Genomic DNA, 20,449 nt, shown 5'->3' on the forward strand with positions numbered 1-20,449 from the left:
GGTGTATTGGCTTTCTCTACAAATCCAACAACAGAGAGGCATTACCATGGGTATCTTTGACTATAAAAACCTCGGTACCGAGGGCTCCAAAGCGCTGTTTGCCGACGCCTTGGCGATCACGCTGTATTCCTATCACAATCTGGATAACGGCTTTGCCGTGGGCTACCAGCACAATGGCTTTGGCCTCGGCCTGCCGGCCACACTGGTCACTGCAGTGCTGGGCAGTACGGATTCGCAAGGCGTGATTCCCGGCATCCCCTGGAACCCTGACTCGGAAAAAGCCGCCCTTGAAGCCGTGCAAAAAGCCGGCTGGACGCCTATCAGCGCCAGCACCCTGGGCTACGGCGGCAAGGTCGATTCCCGCGGCACGTTCTTCGGCGAAAAGGCCGGCTACACCACGGCCCAGGTCGAGGTGCTGGGCAAGCACGATGACACCGGTAAGTTGCTGGAAATCGGCATCAGTTTTCGCGGCACATCGGGGCCACGGGAGCACTTGATCAGTGACTCCATCGGCGACCTGATCAGCGATCTGCTCGCTGCCCTGGGACCCAAGGATTATGCAAAGAACTACGCCGGCGAAGCATTCGGCAGCTTGCTCAAGAACGTCGCCGACTATGCCGGCGCCCACGGCCTGACGGGCCAGGACGTGTTGGTCAGCGGCCACAGCCTCGGCGGGTTGGCGGTCAACAGCATGGCGGACCTGAGCAACAGCCGATGGGCGGGCTTCTACAAGGACGCCAACTACGTGGCGTATGCCTCGCCGACCCAGAGCGCCGGGGACAAGGTGCTCAATATCGGCTATGAGAACGACCCGGTGTTCCGTGCCCTGGACGGCTCATCCTTCAACCTGTCCTCCTTGGGCGTGCACGACAAGCCCCATGAGTCGACCACCGACAATATCGTCAACTTCAACGACCATTACGCCTCGACGTTGTGGAACGTACTGCCGTTCTCCATCGTCAACCTGCCGACCTGGCTCTCCCATTTGCCCTTCGGCTATGGCGATGGCATGACCCGCATCCTCGAATCCGGCTTCTATAAGCAGATGACCCGCGACTCTACGGTGATCGTCGCCAATCTGTCCGACCCGGCACGGGCCAACACCTGGGTACAGGACCTCAACCGCAATGCCGAGACCCACAAGGGCAACACGTTCATCATCGGCAGTGACGGCAACGACCTGATCCAGGGTGGCAAGGGCGCCGACTTTATCGAAGGCGGCAAGGGCAATGACACCCTCCGTGACAACAGTGGGCATAACACCTTTTTGTTCAGCGGCCACTTCGGCAATGACCGGGTGATCGGCTACCAGCCCACGGACAAGCTGGTGTTCAAGGACGTGGAAGGCAGCACCGACCTGCGTGACCATGCCAAAGTGGTCGGCGCGGACACGGTGCTCAGCTTTGGCGCCGACTCGGTGACCCTGGTCGGCGTCGGGCATGGCGGCCTATGGACGGACGGCGTCAGCATCGGCTGATCAACGCCAATGGTGCCTCCGCCAGCCGCCGTCCCAGTGCGGCCGGTGGGGGTAGCCATAACCGTAGTAGGGGTGCGGATAGTAGTAGGGCCGCGGGCCGTAGCCCCAATGCCCGTAATAGACCGGTGGCGGTGGAGGCGGCACTACGATCACCCGTGGTGCCTGACGGATGATGATGGTGTCGGCAAACGCCGGCGCACTCGCCAGGGCCGCCAGGGTCAAGGGAATAAGTAAAAGCGCGCGTACCGCTCGGGACATGCGTGCCATGGCCGTGGTTCTCCGTGCTGCCGCCCTCGAAGGTGAAGGCGGCTTATCGGTTAAACGCAGCGGCGTGGAAAATCCTTCGCTGAATAAATCTTTAACTTCCCGTCGCGACGGATCGGCCGGTGCACGCACGTTTAATGGTCAAGCGAGCCGTTTCGCGTGCTGACGTGGGAGGAATCGAACATGTCCCGTTTGCGATTGTTGCTGTGTGCCCTGGTACTGTCGGGGTTGGGCGGGTGTGCGGTGTACCCGGCGTATCCCGCCCCGTGCTGTTATCGCCCGTACTACCACTCGTACTATTACCATCCCTACTATCACCCGTATTACCACCCGTACTACCGGTATTGAGCGGGTGATACCAGTCAGTCAAGGGTGAGCGCTGTATGTGTGGCGAGGGAGCTTGCTCCCGTTGGGCCGCGAAGCGGCCCCGCTCTTTGTTTACACAGCATGGGACTGCTGCGCAGTCCAACGGGAGCAAGCTCCCTCGCCACAGGTTACTTTTTAGCCTTCTCCTTCTTAACTGACTGGCAGTACGCATGGCGGGGCTGTTTTATTGTCATTTCTCTTTGATGACCGTGGCTACATCGGCCGCTTTCACACGGATATGCTTGCCGGCGATGTCGGTGAACTCGTAGAAGCCGTCGGCTGTTTTGGCATTGGGGACGTCCTTGGTCAAATATTGCGTGCCATTTTGCAATGTCACTACGGTTTGCGTCGCGCAACCGGTCAATAGCAGAAAAGTGAGTGCAACCAGCGGCAGACCCAAATTTTTCATGTTCATAACCCTTACCCTTAACCCTGAAAAATCCCGCAGCCATGGGCTGCGGGCCATAAATGTTACGTCATCAACTGAGCTATCTGATCACTTTTATTCAAAAAGTTGCGTGCGCCATTTATCTATTACCGATTGCAACAGCCGTTGGCTGACGGCACTCTGTATGCATAACCAGTACTTGATCAGCGCGTGACATGGCCAACCCCCTCGACGATCCCTTGTATTACCTGCATAACTTCCGCCAAGTACTGCTGTGGCTGGGGCAGCGCTATGCCGATTTGCTCGACGCGGACGAAGTGCATTTTATTCAGCGATTTGACAGCTTGCCCCAAGCATCCCAGGCGCTGCTGGTGCGCATGGTGATGCGCAAGGGCGTGCATTTTCGCGCGAGCAAACTCAATTACCTGGAAATTGGCTGCACCCACACGGCCGCGTTGGCCCTGGTGCAGCAGGGCTGGGTCGACAATCAGCACCCGCTTGGCGTTGAAGCGCTGTTTGGCGTACTGCAAAAAGGCGAAATCCTCGCGGCCTTCAAACCCTGGATCGAGCAACCCAAGGGCAAGAAGACCGACTGGCTGGACGGGTTGGCTGCGCGGTTTACCGAGCCCCGCCATTTTGCCCAATGGTGCCCGGACCTGGACGACACCCTCTACAGCCTCACCGTGATGGAACTGTGCGACCGCCTGCGGCTGATGTTCTTCGGTAATCTGCACCAGGACTGGTCGGAGTTCGTGCTGGCGGACCTGGGCATCTATACCTACGAAAAGGTCGAGTTCTGTGCGCAGTCCCGCGGCTTGCGCCACCGTGATGACGTGCACGGCTTTCTGTTCCTGCACCAGTGCCAACAGGCGTTTGAAGGGGGGGAGGCGCTGGACGCTGTACTGGCGCAAATCGCCACGTTTGCCACCGACAACCCCTGGCTGGAAAAGCGCCGCGCCAAACTGTTGTTCCAGATCGGCCAATATTGCGAACGCAGCGCCGAGCTGGACATGGCACAACGGATCTACCGTCAGTGCGCGCATCCCGGTGCGCGTTCACGGCTGATTCGCGTGCTGGAGCGTCAGGCCGATTATGCCCAGGCCATGGCCCTGGCGTGTGTGGCGCAACAGGCCCCGGAAAGTGCCGCCGAACAGCAACACTTGCTACGGGTGCTGCCGCGTCTGCGTCGCAAGCTGGGAGAGCCGCCCCTGCCTAAGAGCAAACCCCGGGCCATCACCCGCCTGGACCTGGCATTGGCACTCCCCGAACCGCTGATGGCCGTGGAGTATTGCGTCCAGGCCCATCTCAGCGAGCCGGATGCGCCGGTGCATTACGTCGAGAACGGGCTGATCAATTCGCTGTTTGGCCTGTTGTGCTGGGATGCGATCTTTGCGCCGTTGCCGGGTTCATTCTTCCACCCGTTCCAGCGCGGGCCGGCGGACCTGCACAGTGAAGATTTCCACCAGCGCCGCGCAGCGCTGTTCGCCGCGTGTTTCGAGCAGTTGCGGGATGAGCGCTACAAAACCAGCATCCGCCGGCGTTACGTGGACAAATGGGGGGTTCAGTCATCTTTCGTGTTCTGGAACCTGCTCAGTGAAGAACTGTTGGAACAGGCACTGGCGTGTCTGCCTGCCGAACATCTGCGCTACTGGTTCGAACGGTTGCTGCTGGACATCCGTGCCAACCGTACAGGCATGCCGGATCTGATCCAGTTCTGGCCCGCCCGCAAAACCTACCGCATGATCGAGGTCAAGGGCCCGGGCGATCGCCTGCAAGACAACCAGCTGCGCTGGCTGGAGTTCTGCGGCGAGTACCAGATGCCGGTCACGGTGTGCTACGTGCGTTGGGCAGAATCGGCTTGAGCTATAGCGTCGCCGTACGGGCGTTGTGTGAGTTCACGGCCAAGGTCGGCGACCTCGACCTGCGCTTCACGCCGTCACCCAGCGCCCAGGAAGGCATTGCCGGGCATCGCACGGTGGCTTCCCGGCGCAGCGCGCACTACCAGAACGAAGTCGCCCTGGAAGGCGAGTACGCGCAATTGAAGGTACGGGGCAGGGCGGATGGCTACGACCCGGACACCAATCGCCTGGAGGAAGTGAAAACCTATCGCGGCGACCTCGAAGCCCAGCCCGCCAACCATCGGCAACTGCATTGGGCCCAGGTCAAGGTCTACGGTTGGCTGATGTGCCAGAAGCTCGGCCTGCACGAAATCGACCTCGCGCTGGTCTACTTCGACATCGTCGGCGAAGGGGAAACGCTGCTCAACCAGCGTTTCCCGGCGACAGACCTGGAGCAGTTCTTCAACCGTCAATGTGCGCTGTTCCTCGGTTGGGCGCAGCGCGAGATGCAGCACCGCGACGCCCGTAACAGCGCCGCGCAACGCCTGGCATTTCCGCATGCTGCGTTTCGCCCCGGCCAGCGTCCGTTGGCCGAGTCGGTGTACAAGGCCGTCAGCACCGGCCGTTGCCTGATGGCGCAGGCGCCGACCGGCATCGGCAAGACCGTCGGCACGATTTTCCCGGTGCTCAAGTCCCTGGCGCCCCAGCAGTTGGACAAGGTGTTCTTCCTCACCGCCAAGACCCCCGGGCGCAAACTCGCCCTGGACGCGGCCCAGGTGCTCTACGACAGCAGCCCCGATCTGCCGCTGCGCGTGCTGGAGCTGGTGGCACGGGACAAGGCCTGCGAACACCCGGACAAAGCCTGTCATGGCGATGCCTGCCCATTGGCCAAGGGCTTTTACGACCGCCTGCCGGCCGCACGGGTGGCCGCGTCCCAGGTGCGCCTGCTCGATCAGCGCAACCTGCGCGAGGTGGCGCTGGCCCACGATGTTTGCCCGTATTACCTGAGCCAGGAAATGGCGCGCTGGAGCGATCTGGTGGTTGCCGACTACAACTACTATTTCGACTTCGGCGCCATGCTGTTCGGCCTGGCCCAGCTCAACCAATGGCGCGCCGCCGTGCTGGTGGACGAAGCCCATAACCTGGTCGAGCGGGCCCGTTCGATGTACAGCGCCAGTCTTGACGCCTATGCACTCAAGACGCTGCGCGATATTGCCCCCGAGCCCCTGAAAAAGCCGTTGCAGCGCCTCAACCGTGAGTGGAATGCGCTGCACAAGGACCAGCTCGCGCCCTATCAGGCGTATGCGAGCAAACCCGACAAACTGCTGCAGGCCCTGAGCCTGAGTACCAGCGCTATGGGCGAATACTTCAACGACCACCCCGAAGCCCTTTCCGGTGACCTGCAAACCTTCTACTTCGAAGCGCTGCAATTTGCCAAGGTGGCCGAGCTGTTCAACGAACACTTTCTCTTCGATATCAGCAAGCGTCAGTACAGCGGTAAACGCAGCACTTCAACCCTGTGCCTGCGCAACGTGGTGCCCGCCGAATTTATCCGGCCCCGGCTGACCGCCGCCCGTAGCAGCGTGCTGTTTTCGGCGACCCTGAGCCCACGCCACTATTACGCCGACCTGCTTGGCTTGCCGGCGGATACCGCATGGATAGACGTGGAGTCCCCCTTCAAGGCCGAGCAATTACGTGTACGCATCGTTGACCGGATCTCCACGCGTTTCGTGCATCGCCAAGCATCGCTGGAACCGATCGTTGAGTTGATTGCGCAGCAGTTTGCTGCGCAACCGGGCAACTACCTGGCGTTTTTCTCAAGCTTCGATTACCTGCAACAGGTCGCGCAGTTGATGGCCGAGAGGCACCCGCAGGTTGCGTTGTGGTTGCAGTCACGGGGCATGGCCGAGGCCGAGCGGCAGGCGTTTCTCGACCAATTCACCCAGCACAGCCAGGGGGTCGGCTTTGCCGTGCTGGGCGGTGCGTTTGGCGAAGGCATTGATCTGCCCGGCGCACGCTTGATCGGCGCGTTTGTCGCCACCTTGGGGCTGCCGCAACTGAACCCGATCAATGAGCAGATGAAAGCGCGCATGGGCGCGATCTTCGGTTCGGGCTACGACTACACCTATTTGTACCCCGGCCTGCAGAAAGTGGTGCAGGCGGCGGGGAGGGTGATCCGCAGTCGGCAGGACCGGGGTGTGGTGATGTTGATCGATGACCGCTTTGGCGAGGCCCGCGTGCGCCAGTTGTTGCCGCGGTGGTGGGTGGTTGAGTGAGTCCCGTCAACCGCATGCCCGGCCGGTCAACGCATTGATGTCCGGGCTTGCAGGGAGAACGTAAAGGTTGCGCCATAGCCTGGGCGCTCCACCAGTTGGATGCTGCGCCCGTGCAATTGCAGGATGCGGTGCACGATACGCAGGCCCAGGCCACCATCGCGTCGTGCGCCGCCGATGGTGAAGGCGCGCAGGAACAAGCCCTCACGCAATGGCGCGTCGATACCCGGGCCACTGTCGCTGACGGTAACGGCCACGCAATCGGCCCGGGGCGCCAGGATCACTTCGACTTCACCATTCTCCGGCGTGTGGCGCAGTGCATTGTCCAGCAGGTTGGTCAGCACCCGTTCGATCAGGCCCAGGTCGGCCAGCACCGTCGGCACATGGCGCGGCAAGGTCGCGGTAAGGGTAATGGTGCGGGCTTCGGCGGTGAGTTCGAACTTCTGGAAGATGTCCTGTACCAGATCCGGCAGTGAGAACCCTTCGATCACCGGTTGTACGAAGCCATGTTCCAGGCGCACCAGTTCCAGCAGTGACTGGGCCAGGCCGCCGACCTTGCGGCTCTGGTCCAGCGCGATGCCCAGGTAACGCCGGCGTTCTTCGGGGCTGAGGCTGCTGTCCTTGAGGGACAGGGTTTCCAGGTAGCCATGCAGGGAGGCCAACGGGGTGCGCAGGTCGTGGGAGATATTCGCGACCATTTCCCGGCGTTCCTGGTCCTGATGGGTAATGGCGCGCCATTGTTCGCCCAGGCGGTTCTCCATCTGTGCGAAAGCCTGGTCGAGCACGGCGATTTCATCGCTGCTGTCCAGCGCGGGCGCAGGCGTCTGCACCGGTTCAGGCGTGGCGTTGATGTCGAAACGGCCGACTCTATCGGTCAACTGGCGCAGGGGCCTTGTGATCCAGGCGAAGGCAATCAAACCGGCCATCAGGCACAGCAGCGCCACCAGGCCGATGGACCACAGGGCGATTTTCAGGGCCATACCCGTGGCGTCCTTGGCGTCATACACATCGTGGGCTTCACCCAGCAGCACCACGTACAGGAAGCCGATTTGCTGCCCATTGGCCTGCAGCGGCGCCGCGCTGAACACCTTGCGTGCGTCGACACTGCGCGGGTCGTCGCCGAGGATCGGCAACATCGCGCCGCTCAGGAAGCGCCGTATCGGTGCGAGGTCGACGTGATCACGCAGCAGATGCCCGGCGGGTGCGGCATTGCCGACCACGCGGCCGTCGATATCGAGCAAGTACACCTCTACGCTGGGGTTGACCAGCATCAGTTGGCTGAACAAGTTGCGCACGGCATCCGGCTTGAGGCCGTCGGCGTCCATCAGTTGCGTATCGCGGGCGATATGCGTCGCCAGGTCCCGGGACAAGCCCTGCACCACTTCCAGTTCGTGCATGCGGTTGGAGCGTACTTGCAGCCAGGCCGAGGTGCCGCTGCAGATCACCAGCAAGACGGCGAACACCAGTGACAAACGCTGGGTCAGGGTCAGCTTCATGGTGGGCTCTCGGCAAATTTGTAGCCGCGGCCCCATACCGTGAGGATGCGTGCCGGGTTGGCCGGATCGGCCTCGACCTTGGCGCGCAGGCGGTTGATGTGGGTGTTCACCGTATGTTCGTAGCCCTCGTGGCTGTAGCCCCACACGGCGTTGAGCAGGTCCATGCGCGAAAACACCTTGCCCGGCTGGCGGGCGAAGAAGTACAGCAGGTCGAACTCACGGGGCGTGAGCTCCAGGCGTTGGCCGCTCAAGGTGGCGTCGCGGGTCAGCGGGTTGATGAACAACTGGCCGAGGTCGAGGCTGCCGGCGTCCATCTTCAAGTTGCGCGCCATGGCATCGACACGGCGCAGCAGGGCCTTGAGCCGCGCCACCAGTTCCGGCATCGAAAACGGCTTGGCCAGGTAATCGTCCGCCCCCAGCTCCAGGCCGAGGATGCGGTGCATTTCGCTGGAACGCGCGCTGGTGATGATGATCGGCGTATAGCGCGCCATGGCGCGGGCGTGGCGGCAGATTTCAAGGCCGTCCACGCCAGGCAGCATCAGGTCCAGGATCAGCGCGTCCCAGCCGCCTTGCTCCAGCAGGCGCAGCCCCTGGTTACCGTCGGCGCTGTGGACGACGTCGAAGTGCTCGTCGCGCAGGTGCAGGCAGATCAAGTCGGCGATATGCGCATCGTCCTCGACCACCAGCACACGTTTTGGCTGTTCCATGTAGAAAAACCCTAGGAGAAATCTTCACTGTCAGTTCGTGCATTGTGCGGGTTTTGCACGCTTGTAGTTATCACGAATTGTTTAACTCTGCGTGAGGATTTCGCGACCGTCCGCCGCCCAGAATAACTTCATCGCCATGGCGAAAAGCATGTTGTGAAGGAGCTGTTGTAAAGGGTGAACGCTGTATGTGTGGCGAGGGAGCTTGCTCCCGTTGGGCCGCGAAGCGGCCCCGCTCTTTGCTTGCAAAGCATGGGACTGCTGCGCAGTCCAACGGGAGCAAGCTCCCTCGCCACAGGTTACTTTTTTGCCTTTCTCCTTCTCGATGTTTATTTCTACTTATAAGGGACGTTTCAATGTGGCTGCTAGTTCTCGCTTATCTGGGCGGCGTGCTGACTATCGTCAGCCCGTGCATCCTGCCGGTTCTGCCTTTTGTCTTCGCTCGCACCGGGCAGCCGTTTATGCGCAGTGGCTTGCCGCTGTTAGCGGGGATGGCGGTGACGTTCGCCCTGGTGGCAACGCTGGCGGCGGTGGGCGGCGGTTGGGTGGTGCAAGTCAATCAGTACGGTCGCTGGCTCGCGTTGCTGTGCGTTGCCCTGTTCGGTCTGACGTTGCTGCTGCCGCAACTGTCGGAGCGCCTGACACGGCCCCTGGTAGCCGCCGGCAGTCGTTTGTCGCAAGCCGCGGGCGTCGATGCCCAACCGCGGCCGGGTGCCTCGTTTCTGATCGGCGTGGCCACCGGCCTGCTCTGGGCGCCTTGCGCCGGGCCGATCCTCGGGCTGTTGCTCACGGGCGCCGCGCTGCAGGGCGCCAGTATCGGTACTACCTTGCTCTTGCTGGCTTACGCCGCCGGTGCTGCCACCTCCCTGGCCTTGGCGTTGCTGGTCGGCGGTAAAGTCTTTGGTTTCATGAAGCGCTCCCTCGGCGCCGGTGAATGGCTGCGCCGTGGCCTCGGTGCGCTGATGCTGACCGGCGTGGCTGCCATCGCCCTGGGCCTGGATACCGGCGTGTTGTCACGTTTGTCGACGGCTTCCACCAGTGGGTTGGAGCAACGTCTGGTCGAGCGCCTCAGCACACAACCCGAGCAAAAAACGCAGGGCGCGATGGTAATGGCCGCCAACCACACCGACAGCCTGCCGGTCGAAGGTACGCTGCCGTCGCTGGACGGCGCGGTGCAGTGGCTTAACAGCCCGCCATTGAGCGCCGAAGCCTTGAAAGGCAAGGTCGTGCTGGTGGATTTCTGGACCTACTCCTGCATCAACTGCCTGCGCACATTGCCGTACGTCAAAGCCTGGGCCGAGAAGTATCACGACCAGGGGCTGGTGGTCATTGGCGTACATGCCCCGGAATTCGCCTTTGAACGGGATGTGAATAACGTCACCAAGGCCATGCGGGACCTGGGCATCACCTACCCGGTGGCGATCGACAACAATTACAAGATCTGGCGCGCCTTCAACAACCAGTACTGGCCGGCGCATTACTTTGTCGATGCCAAGGGCCAGATCCGTTATCACCATTTTGGCGAAGGCGAGTACGCCGAGTCGGAGCGGGTGATCCAGCAGTTGCTGCGTGAAGCCGGGGCAACCCATGTTGCCGGTGGCTTGATCGAGGCCGACGCCAAGGGCGTGCAACGGGCGTCGGACGTGAACGAGGTGCAGTCGCCGGAAACCTACCTGGGCTTCCTGCGCGCCGAGCACTTCGTCAAGTCCGGCCCTCTGGCCCTCAACGACTGGACCCTGGGCGGCCAATGGAACATCGGTGGCCAGCAGGTCACGCTCGATCAGGCAGGCGGGCATATCGCCTACCGTTTTCATGCCCGTGACCTGCACCTGGTGCTGGGGCCAGGCGCGGATGGCAAGCCGGTGCGCTTCAAGGTCACCGTCGACGGCCAGGCGCCGGGCGATGCTCACGGCTCCGACGTGGCGCCGGATGGCAGCGGCACCGTGACCGAGCAACGCTTGTACCAGTTGGTGCGCCAACCGGGGGCCGTGCAGGACCGTACCTTCAGTATCGAGTTTCTCGACCCGCATGTAGCGGCGTACGCCTTTACGTTCGGCTGAATTGCAACCCGATCAATGGGGCAGGGAACAAGTCCCTCCCTCCGGGTTGACCGCGTTTATTCAATTGCAACGGAGTGAGTTTGATGACACTGCTCAAATATTTGCCCGCTCTTGCTTTCGCCGCCTTCATCGGCCAAAGCTCGGCCTTTTCGTTGGGCGGCGCTGAAGATGCCGTGATGGTTGCGCCGCCTGCCCTGGACCTGCCGGCGTCGGGCAGCCTGCAAACGGCGGTGTTCGCCGGTGGCTGTTTCTGGGGCGTGCAGGGTGTGTTCCAGCATGTGCAAGGCGTGACGAACGCGGTGTCCGGCTACGACGGCGGCGCCGCGAATACCGCCGGGTATGAATCGGTCAGCGAAGGCGACACCGGCCACGCCGAATCGGTGCTGGTGACCTACGATCCGAGCAAGGTCAGCTACGGCAAGTTGTTGCAGATCTACTTCTCGGTGGCCCACAACCCCACCGAATTGAACCGCCAAGGCCCGGACAGCGGCACCCAGTACCGTTCGGAAATCTTTGCGCAGAATGCCGAGCAGCAAAAAGTTGCCCTGGCCTATATCGCGCAGTTGAACGCCGCAAAAGCCTTCGATAAGCCGATCGTGACACAGGTGGAAACGGGCAAGCCGTTTTACCCGGCAGAGGCCTATCACCAGGACTTTCTGACCGAGAACCCGTCTTACCCGTACATCGTGATCAATGATCTGCCCAAAGTGGCGCAGTTGAAGAAACTGTTTCCCGACCAGTATCGCGCGGAGCCTGTCCTGGTAAAAAACCAGTAGCCGCTGCTCAGACGACTTCCAGGTACGAGCTGTGAATTGCCCGCGCCAACTCGCGCACGGTGTCGATAAAGTCCGTCAGGCGGCTGTGCAACCCGTCTTCCAGGATTTCATCGATACCGGTGTAGCGCAGCCGCGCCTCGAACTCCGCCGCCAGGCGCTGCGCCGTACGCCCATAACTGCCGGGCAGGTCCGCGAGGATATGGTTCAGTTCCTCGATGCACGCATGCAGCGAGCGCGGTACATCGCTGCGCAACAGCAGTAACTGCGACACCGAGCGTGCATTCAGCGCATTCGGGTACAGCTCGGTATAGGCCTCGAACGACGACAGCGCGCGGAGCAGGGCGCTCCACTGGTAATAACCGCGAGCCGACAGGTCACTGACTTCTTCCGACTCTTCGCCAAACATCTCGTAGCGCGCATCCAGCAGGCGCAAGGTGTTGTCCGCGCGCTCGACAAAGGTGCCCAGGCGAATAAACCGATAGGCGTCATTGCGCATGATGGTGCCCGACGTCGCGCCTCGGAACAGGTGCGAGCGCTGCTTCACCCAGTCACAGAAGTGGCTGATGCCATGGCGTGCCAGGCCACCGGCGGCGATGCTGCGCATTTCCAGCCAGGTGGCGTTGAGGTTTTCCCACATGTCGGCGGTGATGCGCCCGCGCACCGCATGCGCATTGCCCCGGGCCGCGCGCAGGCAGTTGTAGATGCTGGCGGGGTTTTCCGCGTCGAGGGCGAAGAAGTGCAGCATGCGCTCGGCGTCCAGCTGCTTGTGGCGTTCGAGATAGCTGTCCAGGGTGCCGCTGCTGAGCAACGACATCGCCAGTTCGTCCAGGCCATCGCTGCGCCCGGCCTGGGGCATCAACGACAGCGAATAACTGACTTCCAGCATGCGCGCCAGGTTCTCGGCGCGTTCCAGGTAACGGGACATCCAGTACAGATCTGCGGCGGTTCTACTCAACATACTCAGTCCTCCACCACCCAGGTGTCTTTGGTACCGCCGCCCTGCGACGAATTGACGATCAGCGAGCCTTCCTTCAACGCCACGCGGGTAAGGCCACCGGGCACCAGGCGAGTTTCCTTGCCCGACAGCACGAATGGGCGCAGGTCGATATGCCGTGGCGCGATGCCGTTTTCGACAAAGGTGGGGCAGGTGGAAAGGCTCAAGGTGGGTTGGGCGATATAGGCGTGGGGGCGGGCCTTGATGCGCTGGCGGAAGTCTTCGATCTCGGCGGCCGTCGAGGCCGGCCCCACCAGCATGCCGTAGCCGCCGGACCCCTGGGTTTCCTTCACCACCAGCTCGGCCAGGTTGGCCAGCACGTGGGACAGCTCATCCGGCTTGCGGCACTGGAAGGTCGGCACGTTTTGCAGGATCGGTTCTTCACTCAAGTAGAAGCGGATCATGTCCGGCACATACGGGTAGATCGACTTGTCGTCGGCCACGCCGGTGCCAATGGCGTTGGCCAGTACCACGTTGCCCGCGCAGTACGCCGCGACCAGGCCAGGTACGCCCAGCATCGACTCCGGGTTGAAGGCCTGCGGGTCGAGGAACGCGTCGTCGATACGCCGGTAAATCACATCCACGGCCTTGGGGCCGTCGGTGGTGCGCATGAACACCTTGAGGTCGTGCACGAACAGGTCGGCGCCTTCGACCAGTTCCACGCCCATTTCCCGGGCGAGGAACGCGTGTTCGAAGAACGCGCTGTTGAAGCGCCCCGGCGTCAGTACCACCACATTGGGGTTGTCCAGGCGGCTGGAGCTTTTCAGGGTCTTGAGCAGCAGGTTGGGGTAGTGGTCCACCGGCGCAATGCGCTGCTTGGCGAACACTTCCGGGAACAGGCGCATCATCATCTTGCGGTCTTCGAGCATGTAGCTCACGCCGCTGGGGGTGCGCAGGTTGTCTTCGAGCACGTAGTAGGTGCCGTCGCCGTCGCGTACCAGGTCCACACCGGAAATATGCGAGTAGATGCCTCGATGCAGGTCCAGGTCGACCATCGACTGCTGATAACCCTCGTTGCCCAGTACTTGGTCCGCCGGGATGATTCCGGCCTTGATGATGCGCTGGTCGTGGTAGATATCGGCAAGAAACAGGTTGAGGGCATTGACGCGCTGGATGCAGCCGCGTTCGATCACGCTCCATTCACTGGCGGGGATGCTGCGCGGGATGATGTCGAAGGGGATCAGGCGTTCGGTGCCTTGCTCGTCGCCGTAGAGGGTGAAGGTGATCCCGGCGCGATGGAACAGCAGGTCAGCTTCGCGACGCCTCTGGGCCAGCAGGTCGGGCGGAGTGTTGGCCAGCCAGCGCGAGAACTCCTGATAGTGCGCACGGCACGCGCCGTTTGCGTCATTCATTTCATCAAAGAAAGATCGAGCCATTCCAGTACCTTGTCAGTGCCGAGTAACGCTCGGATGGCACTGCCGCTTCAAAAAACGCATTTTTATAAGGCCGTGGCGCAGAGTGCCAACGGGCCTGGTCCTTACTTTCTTATGGGGTCGGCTCTGGGTCGGGGGGTAACGAAAGCTCCTGTTGGCGAGCGCGGCAGTGGGGTGATGAAAGGGTTAAGCAAAGCCTGTGCCGAAACGGCAGGCAGCGAGCGCACCTGCCTGGGCAGCGGCGCGGACGAGCGTTTGAGCGCCGCGCAAGCCAGCGCGAGCAGGCGCGCTCGCTGCCAGGGCAGGCGGCGTACCAAATTGGTGCATGACAATACTTGAACTTCACCGTCCCACGATTCTTCTAAAGAGACTCGACACCTTATGGAGCACCCCATTGCCCAGAATCATCTCGCCCGATACGCCCGAAGCAGCCCTGTCCGATCACAGCGAACACAACGCCAAGATCTTCGGCTCGCCCAAGGACCGCCTGGATTTCTATCGCCGGGAGATCCAATACGAAACCAGCATCCTCGCCAACCGCACCGATGCTTACCTCACTGCGCAGTCATTTCTGGTGATCGCGTTCGTCTCGGGCATGGGCAACCTCAATCCCGAGTGGGGCAAATTGTTCACCCTGGTAGTGCCGGTGTTCCTCGCCGCCCTGGGCGTGCTCAGCTCGTTGAACGCCTGGCCGGGTATCCGCGCCGCCTACGAAATCATCGACCATTGGCACTACAAGCAGAGCGAACTGCTGCGCAGCGAACCGGTGATGGGGCTCGCCTATGATGATTCGCCGCTGTTCTGCGAGACGGAGTCGTCGCACAAGGGCTACCGCAAGTCGTTGCTGTTTTCGATGCGCGCGCCATGGCTGTTCATGGTGTTCTGGGTATTACTGGGCGCCTATTCGATCTACATCCAGGTAGACAACCCCGTGTCTTGAACCGATGGAACTTCATCGCCCGAGGCGCGACCTTAACTCTACCCAGGTGATATTTTTCCAAGAGGTGACCCATGAACACACACAAACAACCTGCCAGCGGTGCCGACGCTCCCAAGGACCCTACGCCGGCCAAAGACCCCAAAGCCAAGGAAAACGACTACAGTCCAGACTTCAAGCCGGAGCGCGAGCCCAAGCCTGAAACCGATGCCGATATCGATACCCCCGGCGGTTAGAGGAAACAGTCATGTCAAATCACCCTGATGAAGAACCCAACGACCCAGGCAATGAAGACCCTGGGTCGTTGATGGATGATGCTCAAGTGCCACTAACGGAGCCGGATGAAGCGCAGGATGATGGCAATACAGACGATCAGGATTGATCCTGTACGGGTCAGGAATCGATCCAGGAGTGTTCGCCGCCAATCCTGACTCTGAACGTATGGTGAAGCGGGTAGTAATGCCGCTTCAGTTTATCCAACTGTATGCCCAGCGTTTCAGGGGGGACGATGCCCTGTCGGATGTAGTACTGACGGACATCGTTTTCAATATTGACTATCGGGCCGCGTAATTCGAGTTTCCCATTGACCAGCCTCGAGTCCTTGGGGGTGCCATCAAAGCCCAAGTCGTACATGTCAGGTCGTTTCGACTTGAGGACCTGGTTGAACAGCGTTGGACCGACAGTCTCAAAAACCTTCCTCTCGTAGGTAGTGAATTCGGGTGTGTATTGCACCCGGCCGTCAGCGTCCCTGCCCACTGTGGGCCGGTTCGCCGCGAAGTAGGGTTTGTTGGTGGCGAAGCGTTGTTTCATTTCGTCGATCATGGCGGTGATGACCGGATTCCCCGCCTGCGTGCCGAAATTGCTGGTGTTATAGAACGGCTTATCCGTAAGGCTGTGGGCAACCGGTCTGTTGAGCAGCACATCACTCGCGCCGGCATTCACCCCATCAGTGCCGACCTTTGCCTGGATCACATCATCCGTATCGAGATAGAACCCACCGTATTTGTTGACGATGGGGTACCTCGCGACGTCTGAAGCGGCAGCCAGGTTTTTCCCTTGCCCTTGTCGAAAGTAGTCGTACATTTCGTCGCCTTTCAACTGTTTGAAGACGTCATCCTCGCGAAGGTTCTTCACTTCCAGGCCCGGTGCCTTGGTTTCCAGGGTGTGTTTTATCTTTTGGAAAATGGCAGGCGTATCGGCATCCACGTGCAGGATGGACTTGTACCCGGGGGCCTGGGCGGCATTGTTGACCAGGGTGTCCATCAGCTTGGGGGGGATCTCCTGGCCCGCCCAGAAATAGTGAAGGTTTTTGGGGATCGGCTTGATATCGTTCGGGACCTTCACGGCCGAAGGCGGCATGACATCAACGAACGAGTAATTATGTGCATCTGCCTTTCTGGCTTTTACGAACTCGTTGAACGGTCCTCGTTGCCACTTGCCTTTACCGCTTCGCCAGAAGTACGCCGGGTTGAGCGGATCGACACCGGTGGACAGATTGCTTTCTTTCCAGGCTCCCGCCGAACTGTCGAAGATGACGTTATGCGCCACCCCCTTGTAGGTGAGAGTGAAGGGGGTTGTCGAGTTTTCCACGACTTTAATGTCGTCCATGGGCACGACATACGTGCTGTCGCCCAGTTTCCAACGCAAGGGGATGTCACTCATGCCGCCCAGCAAACGTGTAGCCCTGGTGGCGGGTTCCCACCCTGAAGCCCCCAGATCCTTCACCGGAATATCGGGCCCCGTGCCCTTGGGGGGCTGGATGACACGTTGTCCTTCTTTGAGCCGGGACTTGTAAAGCACCCCATCGACCTTCACGTATTCATTTTGGCCACGGCCCACATAGACATTGCCCTGTAAGCCCTTGGCCGCCAGTTCGTCGGCAGCGATGTACTTGGCTTCATAACCCAAGAGCTCTGTGTCCAGGGGGCGGACTTCACCGCCAGCCGCGATGCGGTCAGCGACGAAGTCTTTCAAAGGCGCCCCGAAGGGTTGTTTTTTGATCGCATCGTATCGGTGCCAGTTGCCTTGAAACATGACGGCGATGCCTTCCACCGTCTCGTGTCCAGCCTTGAACCGTCCTTTCGCCGCCAGGCCATGTTGCAGGCCGGCGGTCTTGACCGCATCAGCGCTGCCTATTGCTTGCAAACTGTCGGAGGTGCCGGCGCCGGGAGAATCAGCGATGAAGTTATCCAGCGGTTTGCCGAAGGCTTGCCGGGTGCGAGGGTCAAAGGCGTACCACTGACCTGACGCCTCATCGAATTTGGCCAGGGCTTTGTTTTCAACCGCGCTATTGAGTGCCTTGTAGGTGCCTTCGGCGACGTCCGGCTTTTTGGCCAGCTCAAGCAAGTTGACGCTACGTTGAGCGCGCAGCTGCCTGACGCCGTGGTACGAGACGCCGGCCAGCTGCTTGCCTGCATGCCAGGCGCCGCGCGCCAGGTCATCAAGGCCACTCAATGGGTTCAGCGCTCCCACCGCTGCCCGGCCAACGATCTTGCCCACATGGCCGACTTTCGAAAGGGTTGAAACGCCCGCGATAATGCCTTTGGCGCCTTTGAGCGCGCCACCCACACCGACGGCAAAACCGAACAGATCAACGACGACTTCAACGATGCCTTCCTTGAGGTTGCCGTTGATGATGTTCTCGATCCCTGACTTGAATGGAATCAGGCCCGTGACGATTTGCTCGATCTTTTCGTGCAGCGGTACTTGGGTATCGAAGGTGGTGGCCCCTTTGGCGTAGCGCTCCACCTCGGGCAGGTGCAGGTCGTCGAGCACCGCATCCACGATGTACCGGGTCCTGGCACTGTTGAAACTGTCGGGCGCGCCTCGTGCATCGGTTGTCTCATCCCTGACACCTGCCGGATAGTCACCCGCAGGTTTGATCACGTCGTAGCGCTTGCCGGGGTGAGGGATAGTGCCGTTGGTAGGAGCGTATTCGTGATAGGTCTGCCCGGGCCGGCGGGTGATGGTGCCCTTGCTCCGATCAATCGCATAGTGCATGACCTTGCCGTTGTACTCGGTTTCCACCAACAGCACGCCGTCTGCCACTCGTAGCGGGTGATCCGCCCTGTGGTAGCTGATTTCCTTGCGGATCGTCATTTTCCCGAACTGCAGATGCTGACGGTCCTCCAGCGGCAGTTTGGCCAGCAGGAGCTTGTACTGCGCCGCCGTGGTTTTCTTCAACGCGTTGGAAAAGCCGGAGAATTGTTGCTCGAACAGCTCCTGTGGGCGCGGCAGGCTTTTCAGCCGTTCGCGAACCTCATCGAAGTTGAATGCGCTGGATGAAGAAACCCAGGCGGCCGGCGTTTCATCAGGTTTCTGTTCGTTCTCCCTGGTTTTGAACAAATTGGTGAACTGGCGCGCTTCCTCGCTCCAGAACTCCGCGCGGTTCGGTGTCCAGAACAACGGTCGTCCATCGATGTAGCTGTCCAGTAGCGAATAAGGCCCTGGCAATCGTTTGTGGGCGGGCTGCACGGTGATGCATTTTTCATCGAACAACTTGGGGTCCATGTGCGGCAGGGCTTTTTTCAACTGCTCCAGTGCAATGGCCCGAGTGGTCGGCAGTGCCCCGAGGTCTGTTTGCGCCGCCTCTTTCAACTCGTTGATCTGGGCTGTGAACGCCTTGCGCACTTCGGCCATGGCCGCCTCGGTCGAGGGATATGTCTGGCCGTTGGCGACGGCCCAGGCCTTGAGTGCGTTGGCCTGGGCGGCATACTCCGTGGCGCTTTCCTCATCGCTGACCGGTGCGGTATTGCCTTCAAGCATGATCTGCGCATAGCTCATCGCTGCCGTCGCCCCTGGCGCCTTGGCTTCAATGCGCGCAACCACGGTGGCAAAGCTGACCCAGCTGTGGGTTCCCGGAACGATCGTGTCGGGGATGCCCCGGACCCGGAACTCCGGTGCCAGCCTGGCCAATATCAGATGCGCCTGGAGCATGGCTGTTTCAGGAGAGGATGCCTTCCCGCGGGCAACCAGATGATCGACCAGCTCCTTGAAAACCGTGGCGGCGGTCTTGCCCACATTTTCCGGTGAGACCAGGCGATAACCTTCGATCTTCAAGCCGTCTCCAGCGTCGCTATCCACTTGCAGATTCAACGCCGCCAGCAACCAATCGGCGCCAGTGCCCTTGACGCCGCGCTGCGCAAATACGGCCTGGATGGCTTCCCCCAGGGCTTTCCCCCTGGGGGAGTTAATCAAGGCCTCAATCAGCAGGCGCGGATGGCTGAGTTCGGCGGCAGAGATCGGCCGGTTGTCCAGCAGGTAATCCAAGGCATTGGCGTACGGGCTCAGCGTGATGCCGCCGAACGTGCCGCAGCGGAGATCCGCCTTGAGCTGTTGCAGGCTTTCCTCGTCAAGCCACCTCAAAGCTCCAGCGAGGTTGCCATGTACAGCGGCCTTTGGCGTGGGCGTGGAGAGGGCGGTTGCCAGGTTGACCAGCTCTTCGTGACTGTCGGGCAGGTTCAACCCATGGTCCGTGAGGTATTGCGACAGCGTGACGGTGTTCGACGTGCCGTGCTTTGACGGACGGTAGGCGCTGTCGGATGACAGGTTGAGTGTCCTGGCCTTGATTTCATCCGCAATCTGCCCGCTGTGCGCGCTGCCGTTTTCGACGGACGCCGCCAGGTGCCTGAGTTCACCGGCAGCGCTGTAGCGGTTTTCGATATCACCGATAAACGCTTTTTGCGCCTGGAGTGCTTCCTCGCTTCGCGATTGGATCACCTGTTTCGAGGTGCCTGGGTCGAGCGGGGTGAACCCCTGGTTTCTGTCGATCTCTTTCGCGCGTTCACGCAGCGCAGGCCCGGTGAGGTCCTGCGGTTCGTTGTAAAACCGGCCGATCAACCACCAGGGAACCGGCTCATCTGAAAGACTGGCCGGTGGCCTGAACGTTGTATCGGCGTGGCCCGCGGCAATAACCCTGGCGGCATGCAGAACAGGGCCACTGATAGCCGCCCAGCGCGCATCGTCCTGCCCGACCGTGTGGAGTTTCTGTGCGGGATCAAGTGCACGCTGCAGCGAAAAAGTAATCTGGCCCGACGTTGGGTTGAGCCTGATCGACGTCGTATCGATGCCTTTGTCCCGGACCCACTGACGCACGTCGGGTGACTGAAAGGCGTCATGCAACTGCGTCCACCACTGGCCAAAGGTCGAGTGCGGGGGAATAGTGCCCAGCGTGATGTTTCGCTCCCGATTGGCCGCCCGCAGCAGCGCGCTGTGATACTCCGTTATTGCAAGCTCACGATCACCTTCGGCGCGTGAGCCTTCACGCGGGGTCGAGGGTGCAGGCAACCCGCGCGTTTGCCCGGAGAGCGGCTGCGGATTGGCGGTGGCCAGGGCAAGGGGAAGGCGATGTGGCGTGACATTGGAAAGCGAAACGCTGGTCATGAGAACTGTCACCTGAAAGGGGTGGATGACGCCCGGCATCAACGACTACCGTGGCATTGTCCGTGTGTCGCGATGGGCGCCGTTTTGATTCCGCCCCTCGGTCGACAGCTCCTTTACCTTG

At 61.0% G+C, this 20,449-nt stretch carries 16 protein-coding genes; 9 read left to right on the top strand and 7 right to left on the bottom strand.

Annotated elements, in window-relative coordinates; genetic code table 11:
* Positions 1 to 46: 46 nt before the first annotated feature.
* Positions 47 to 1,477 carry a lipase gene (locus tag EXW71_RS00740; RefSeq protein WP_134657187.1) on the top strand — a complete coding sequence of 477 codons (1,431 nt, stop codon included), beginning with the start codon at positions 47 to 49 and terminating at the stop codon, positions 1,475 to 1,477.
* On the opposite strand, the gene EXW71_RS00745 is transcribed toward EXW71_RS00740, so the two are convergent.
* Positions 1,478 to 1,744, bottom strand: a complete 267-nt coding sequence (locus EXW71_RS00745; protein WP_134657188.1) for a hypothetical protein — start codon at positions 1,742 to 1,744, stop codon at positions 1,478 to 1,480. It abuts the gene before it with no gap.
* A 180-nt stretch (positions 1,745 to 1,924) separates the two neighbouring features.
* On the opposite strand from EXW71_RS00745, the gene EXW71_RS28685 reads away from it, so the two are divergent.
* Positions 1,925 to 2,089: a hypothetical protein gene (locus EXW71_RS28685; RefSeq protein ID WP_167659694.1), complete on the top strand. Its 165-nt coding sequence runs from the start codon at positions 1,925 to 1,927 to the stop codon at positions 2,087 to 2,089.
* 208 nt (positions 2,090 to 2,297) lie between these two features.
* On the opposite strand, the gene EXW71_RS00755 is transcribed toward EXW71_RS28685, so the two are convergent.
* The gene (locus EXW71_RS00755) at positions 2,298 to 2,522 is read right to left on the bottom strand and encodes a YgdI/YgdR family lipoprotein (RefSeq protein ID WP_123718269.1); all 225 of its coding nucleotides are present in this window, start codon (positions 2,520 to 2,522) and stop codon (positions 2,298 to 2,300) included.
* A gap of 188 nt (positions 2,523 to 2,710) precedes the next feature.
* Here EXW71_RS00755 and EXW71_RS00760 point away from each other — a divergent pair, with 188 nt between their 5' ends.
* Positions 2,711 to 4,357, top strand: coding sequence for a VRR-NUC domain-containing protein (locus EXW71_RS00760; protein ID WP_134657190.1), 1,647 nt, complete (start codon positions 2,711 to 2,713; stop codon positions 4,355 to 4,357).
* The gene (locus tag EXW71_RS00765) at positions 4,354 to 6,609 is read left to right on the top strand and encodes an ATP-dependent DNA helicase (RefSeq protein ID WP_134657191.1); all 2,256 of its coding nucleotides are present in this window, start codon (positions 4,354 to 4,356) and stop codon (positions 6,607 to 6,609) included. The genes EXW71_RS00760 and EXW71_RS00765 overlap by 4 nt, the downstream gene beginning before the upstream one ends.
* A 26-nt stretch (positions 6,610 to 6,635) precedes the next feature.
* On the opposite strand, the gene EXW71_RS00770 is transcribed toward EXW71_RS00765, so the two are convergent.
* Together EXW71_RS00770 and EXW71_RS00775 are read right to left on the bottom strand one after the other, a co-directional pair.
* Positions 6,636 to 8,102 (bottom strand): HAMP domain-containing sensor histidine kinase, encoded by a 1,467-nt coding sequence (locus tag EXW71_RS00770; protein ID WP_134657192.1) that lies wholly within the window; start codon positions 8,100 to 8,102, stop codon positions 6,636 to 6,638.
* Entirely contained in the window at positions 8,099 to 8,809 is a 711-nt protein-coding gene (locus EXW71_RS00775) for a response regulator transcription factor (protein WP_123718272.1), read from the bottom strand. Before EXW71_RS00775 ends, EXW71_RS00770 begins: the two co-directional genes overlap by 4 nt.
* Positions 8,810 to 9,162: 353 nt before the next feature.
* On the opposite strand from EXW71_RS00775, the gene EXW71_RS00780 reads away from it, so the two are divergent.
* Together EXW71_RS00780 and msrA are read left to right on the top strand one after the other, a co-directional pair.
* Positions 9,163 to 10,866, top strand: a complete 1,704-nt coding sequence (locus EXW71_RS00780; RefSeq protein WP_134657193.1) for a cytochrome c biogenesis protein DipZ — start codon at positions 9,163 to 9,165, stop codon at positions 10,864 to 10,866.
* 83 nt (positions 10,867 to 10,949) lie between these two features.
* The gene (gene msrA, locus EXW71_RS00785) at positions 10,950 to 11,642 is read left to right on the top strand and encodes a peptide-methionine (S)-S-oxide reductase MsrA (protein ID WP_134657194.1); all 693 of its coding nucleotides are present in this window, start codon (positions 10,950 to 10,952) and stop codon (positions 11,640 to 11,642) included.
* A 7-nt stretch (positions 11,643 to 11,649) separates the two neighbouring features.
* On the opposite strand, the gene EXW71_RS00790 is transcribed toward msrA, so the two are convergent.
* The gene (locus EXW71_RS00790) at positions 11,650 to 12,600 is read right to left on the bottom strand and encodes an alpha-E domain-containing protein (RefSeq protein WP_123718275.1); all 951 of its coding nucleotides are present in this window, start codon (positions 12,598 to 12,600) and stop codon (positions 11,650 to 11,652) included.
* Positions 12,601 to 12,602: 2 nt separating this feature from the next.
* Positions 12,603 to 14,012, bottom strand: a complete 1,410-nt coding sequence (locus tag EXW71_RS00795; RefSeq protein ID WP_134657195.1) for a circularly permuted type 2 ATP-grasp protein — start codon at positions 14,010 to 14,012, stop codon at positions 12,603 to 12,605.
* A gap of 391 nt (positions 14,013 to 14,403) precedes the next feature.
* On the opposite strand from EXW71_RS00795, the gene EXW71_RS00800 reads away from it, so the two are divergent.
* From EXW71_RS00800 to EXW71_RS28900, 3 genes are all read left to right on the top strand, one after another.
* A complete protein-coding gene (locus EXW71_RS00800) occupies positions 14,404 to 14,949 on the top strand; it encodes a hypothetical protein (RefSeq protein ID WP_134657196.1) in 546 nt (181 codons plus the stop codon).
* Positions 14,950 to 15,020: 71 nt separating this feature from the next.
* Positions 15,021 to 15,182: a hypothetical protein gene (locus EXW71_RS28690; protein WP_167659621.1), complete on the top strand. Its 162-nt coding sequence runs from the start codon at positions 15,021 to 15,023 to the stop codon at positions 15,180 to 15,182.
* An 11-nt stretch (positions 15,183 to 15,193) separates the two neighbouring features.
* Positions 15,194 to 15,328 (top strand): hypothetical protein, encoded by a 135-nt coding sequence (locus tag EXW71_RS28900; protein ID WP_256657061.1) that lies wholly within the window; start codon positions 15,194 to 15,196, stop codon positions 15,326 to 15,328.
* 11 nt (positions 15,329 to 15,339) lie between these two features.
* Here the strand turns inward: EXW71_RS28900 and EXW71_RS00805 are convergent, their stop codons facing one another.
* Positions 15,340 to 20,328: a glycosyltransferase gene (locus EXW71_RS00805; protein ID WP_134657197.1), complete on the bottom strand. Its 4,989-nt coding sequence runs from the start codon at positions 20,326 to 20,328 to the stop codon at positions 15,340 to 15,342.
* Between the last annotated feature and the right edge of the window lie 121 nt (positions 20,329 to 20,449).

The sequence above is a fragment of the Pseudomonas sp. BCA17 genome (assembly GCF_004519405.1).
Lineage (GTDB): Bacteria > Pseudomonadota > Gammaproteobacteria > Pseudomonadales > Pseudomonadaceae > Aquipseudomonas.

What these genes read in the sequence shown, in the direction of transcription:
- EXW71_RS28685 (WP_167659694.1), top strand. Translation starts at nt 1,925, where the DNA reads ATGTCCCGTTTGCGATTGTTGCTGTGTGCCCTGGTACTGTCGGGGTTG.
- EXW71_RS00775 (WP_123718272.1), bottom strand. Translation starts at nt 8,809, where the DNA reads ATGGAACAGCCAAAACGTGTGCTGGTGGTCGAGGACGATGCGCATATC.
- EXW71_RS00770 (WP_134657192.1), bottom strand. Translation starts at nt 8,102, where the DNA reads ATGAAGCTGACCCTGACCCAGCGTTTGTCACTGGTGTTCGCCGTCTTG.
- EXW71_RS00795 (WP_134657195.1), bottom strand. Translation starts at nt 14,012, where the DNA reads ATGGCTCGATCTTTCTTTGATGAAATGAATGACGCAAACGGCGCGTGC.
- EXW71_RS00740 (WP_134657187.1), top strand. Translation starts at nt 47, where the DNA reads ATGGGTATCTTTGACTATAAAAACCTCGGTACCGAGGGCTCCAAAGCG.
- msrA (WP_134657194.1), top strand. Translation starts at nt 10,950, where the DNA reads ATGACACTGCTCAAATATTTGCCCGCTCTTGCTTTCGCCGCCTTCATC.
- EXW71_RS00760 (WP_134657190.1), top strand. Translation starts at nt 2,711, where the DNA reads ATGGCCAACCCCCTCGACGATCCCTTGTATTACCTGCATAACTTCCGC.
- EXW71_RS00790 (WP_123718275.1), bottom strand. Translation starts at nt 12,600, where the DNA reads ATGTTGAGTAGAACCGCCGCAGATCTGTACTGGATGTCCCGTTACCTG.
- EXW71_RS00805 (WP_134657197.1), bottom strand. Translation starts at nt 20,328, where the DNA reads ATGACCAGCGTTTCGCTTTCCAATGTCACGCCACATCGCCTTCCCCTT.
- EXW71_RS28900 (WP_256657061.1), top strand. Translation starts at nt 15,194, where the DNA reads ATGTCAAATCACCCTGATGAAGAACCCAACGACCCAGGCAATGAAGAC.
- EXW71_RS00755 (WP_123718269.1), bottom strand. Translation starts at nt 2,522, where the DNA reads ATGAACATGAAAAATTTGGGTCTGCCGCTGGTTGCACTCACTTTTCTG.
- EXW71_RS00780 (WP_134657193.1), top strand. Translation starts at nt 9,163, where the DNA reads ATGTGGCTGCTAGTTCTCGCTTATCTGGGCGGCGTGCTGACTATCGTC.
- EXW71_RS28690 (WP_167659621.1), top strand. Translation starts at nt 15,021, where the DNA reads ATGAACACACACAAACAACCTGCCAGCGGTGCCGACGCTCCCAAGGAC.
- EXW71_RS00745 (WP_134657188.1), bottom strand. Translation starts at nt 1,744, where the DNA reads ATGGCACGCATGTCCCGAGCGGTACGCGCGCTTTTACTTATTCCCTTG.